General features: G+C 30.8%; 4 protein-coding genes. 3 read left to right on the forward strand and 1 reads right to left on the reverse strand.

The window, feature by feature from the left end; all coding sequences use genetic code 11:
* Together ACI9TV_RS16025 and ACI9TV_RS16030 are read left to right on the forward strand one after the other, a co-directional pair.
* Positions 1-682: YebC/PmpR family DNA-binding transcriptional regulator (locus ACI9TV_RS16025; RefSeq protein WP_415251827.1), on the forward strand; the 682-nt coding region annotated here is incomplete at its 5' end.
* Between the two features lie 2 nt (positions 683-684).
* On the forward strand, positions 685-1,257 hold the full coding sequence (locus ACI9TV_RS16030; protein WP_415251828.1) for a YigZ family protein: 573 nt from the start codon (positions 685-687) through the stop codon (positions 1,255-1,257).
* 4 nt (positions 1,258-1,261) lie between these two features.
* On the opposite strand, the gene ACI9TV_RS16035 is transcribed toward ACI9TV_RS16030, so the two are convergent.
* Positions 1,262-2,506 carry a type II secretion system F family protein gene (locus tag ACI9TV_RS16035; RefSeq protein WP_415251829.1) on the reverse strand — a complete coding sequence of 415 codons (1,245 nt, stop codon included), beginning with the start codon at positions 2,504-2,506 and terminating at the stop codon, positions 1,262-1,264.
* Positions 2,507-2,884: 378 nt separating this feature from the next.
* On the opposite strand from ACI9TV_RS16035, the gene ACI9TV_RS16040 reads away from it, so the two are divergent.
* Positions 2,885-3,314, forward strand: a 430-nt coding sequence (locus tag ACI9TV_RS16040) for a hypothetical protein (protein ID WP_415251830.1), incomplete at its 3' end; no start/stop codon positions are given.

A 3,314-nucleotide genomic window follows, 5' to 3' on the forward strand; every position in this document is an offset into this window, starting at 1 on the left:
ATCAAAATTAAAAAGATGGGGAGCAATGTCGAAATTGTTTCCTAAACTTGGAAAAATCATTACAATGGCAGCAAAAGATGGAGGAGGGGATCCAGATATGAATCCTAAACTTCGTACTGCTATTATAAATGCAAAATCTGAAAATATGCCAAAAGACAATATTGACGCAGCAATTAAACGTGCTACTGAAAAAAATATTGCTGACATGATTGAGGTAAACTTTGAAGGTAAGGCTCCTCATGGTGTTTTACTTTTTATAGAATGTGCTACTGATAACAATACTCGTACAGTTGCCAATGTGAAAAATATTTTGAATAAGCGTGGTGGTGAAATGCTTACAAATGGTTCTTTAGAATTCATGTTTGATAGAAAAGCACTTTTTGAGTTCGACTTGCAAGAAGATGCAGATATAGAAGAACTTGAATTAGAACTTATAGATGCTGGTCTTGAAGAGATTGAAGCTGAATCTGGTGAAGTATTAGTTACTGCTGATTACACAAGCTTTGGTACATTAAACACAGCTTTAGAAGATATGAAGATAGAGATTAAAAAGGCAACACTTGAGAGAATTGCAAATGTAGCGATTAGCCTTACAGAAGAACAACAAGAAGATATAGACAAAATTTTAGAAAAATTAGAAGAAGATGATGATGTACAAAAGGTCTTTTCTAATTTAGCATAAAGATGAATTTTGTAAATGAGCACTACACCCAAACCTTAGAGATAAAGCAATCGAAGTTTATCTCTCATCTTGTCCCTTATCCTTTATATGAAACAACACTTCAAAAATTAAGAGAAGAACATCCAAAAGCAAGACACTTTGTTGTCGCATTTAGATACCTCAATGAATTCAAACAAATTGTAGAACATTCAAGCGATGATGGTGAACCAAAAGGTACATCGGGTAAACCAACTTTAATGGTACTTCAAGGTAAAGAGTTGATTAATTGCGGAATCATTACTGTACGATATTTTGGTGGTACAAAGCTTGGCACCGGTGGACTTGTTCGGGCATATAGTGATGCTACAAATCTTGTTTTAGAGTTAGCAAGTTTACAAGAATATAAAGAAGAAATACTTCAAACAATTCTTTTTGAATATGCACAGACAAGAAAAGTAGAATATGAGTGTAGTATATTAGGAATCACAATTGTAGAAAAGTTTTTTAGTGATACTCCAAAATATATATTAAAAGCAGATGAAAAAAGTATGGAAAACCTTCTTCAAAATCTTGATAGATTAGTAACTAAAATCTAACTTATTATCTTCCTTGAAGAGCATTACCCATATCCCACATAGGTAAGAAAATACCTAAGGCAAGTAGAGTAATCATAGCAGCCATGAAAAATAGCATAATTGGTTCGATAGCTTCACTTAAACCATCAATGATAGCGTCAAAACGCATTTTATAATACTCGGCTACTTTTTGTATCATAGTATCCAGAGTACCACTTTCTTCACCAGCACTTACCATTTGAATAATCATGTTCTCAAAGAGTTGAGTGTCTTTTAATCCCTTGTTTAAAGCTCCACCTTTTTCAACTGTAATTCTAACTGAATATAGCTTCTCTTTGAGAGGAAGATTATCTATCATCTCTATAGAAGTATCAAGTGCTTCTGCAATAGGAATACCAGCACGGAGTAATTCGGAAAAAACTAAGGTAAATCGATTGAGTGTAGAAAATTTAATGATATTTTTAATAAGATAGGTTCTTAGGAGTACTTTATGCCAGCCAAATCTAAAGTTTTTATAATTATTAACAAAGTATCTAAAAGTAATAAAGGAAAAAATTAAACTCATGAGTACATAAGGTCCATAGTTATTAAATAGATGCTCAAGTGTTAAGAGAATTTGTGTTGGAATTGGTAGTTCTGCATTTAATGATTCAAATATTTTTTTGAATTCGGGTACAACATAAGAGATTAGAATAGTAAAAGCTACTGCCATAGCAACCATAACATTCCTAGGATATGCCATAGCCTTTTTAAACTTAATAAAGTTAGATCGAATCTCTTCAAGCATATCAGCCAAAGAATATAAAGCATCATCAAGGTTACCAGTTTTTTCACCAAGATGGACCATAGCGATAGTTAAATTCCCGAGCTCATATCTAAAGTTTTCCATAGAAGCTGAAAGTGAATGACCAGAATTAATATCATCAGCAAGTTTAGAAAAAACAGTTTTTAATGCTTCATCGTCTGAAGCGCTTGCAATTTCACTAAGTGAGTCATAAATAGAGATTCCTGCATTTGTCATAACTGCAAGTTGGCGAATCGCAGCAATGATAAAATCTGGTTTTATTTTTTTCTTTTTGAAATTTTGGAATAGATCTCGTTTAAAACGTATAAATTGAGAGTCGAGAGGTTCAGTTGCTTCAACAACTTTGATTAAAATACCAGTAGATTTTATTTTTGCGTATTCAAGTGCATCTTTTTTATTGTCAGCATAAATAGGTAATGATTCACGTTTTCCTCTTGCGAGTACTGTTGCAATAAAGTATTTCATATTATTAACCCATATAGTCTAATTATAGTAAATTCCATCAAATCCCTTTAAAGCTCGTGTTATAGATGTGTATAGACATTTTATATATGTTGTTATGTTAGCATAATCAATCAAATTTAGTTCGTTTTCTTCATATGAGGCGGACTAAAAGCGGACTCAATTGTTCAGGAAAGGAATCATGAAAACACTTAGTAAAAAATACCAACATCTGAAATAGGTATATTCTATAAAGAAATTATATCAGACAAAGATAAAGTTATTGATAAAATATTTATTATTAGATACAAAGATGAAGAAAATAGAGATAAACTTAAAACTATAGGTAAATATAGTGAAGGTATTAGATTAGCTTATTGTAAGGCTGTTAGAGTTGATACTATGCATTCGATTAAGCATGATGAAATAGCTAGACCTAAGATAACCCATGTATCAAGTAATATTACATTTAATGATATTGTGTACATATATCTAAATGATAAAAATATGAATAAATCTAATAATGGTACTAAGCTTAGATATATAAAACATTTAAAAGATGTAATTGGAAATAAATCCATTGAATTAATTTCACATGAAAATATTAGTGCTATACAAAAGGCTTTAATGATAAATTATAAGAATGCCACTGTAAACCATATAATACTTTTCGTAACAACAGTATATAAACATTATAAGAAAGTTAGTGTTACTAGTGAAAAACATAATATATATAAAGGGTCAATACCAACAAGTGCAATAAGTATGTTGAAACTTGATAATGTGAGAGATAGATATTTAAAAAAAGTAGAGATAGATGAATTATTAGAGG

Origin of the sequence: Sulfurimonas sp. (genome assembly GCF_047622445.1) — a bacterium.
Taxonomy (GTDB): domain Bacteria; phylum Campylobacterota; class Campylobacteria; order Campylobacterales; family Sulfurimonadaceae; genus Sulfurimonas.

Coding starts and splice junctions, on each gene's coding strand:
- ACI9TV_RS16035 (WP_415251829.1), bottom strand. CDS start 2,506: ATGAAATACTTTATTGCAACAGTACTCGCAAGAGGAAAACGTGAATCA.
- ACI9TV_RS16030 (WP_415251828.1), top strand. CDS start 685: ATGAATTTTGTAAATGAGCACTACACCCAAACCTTAGAGATAAAGCAA.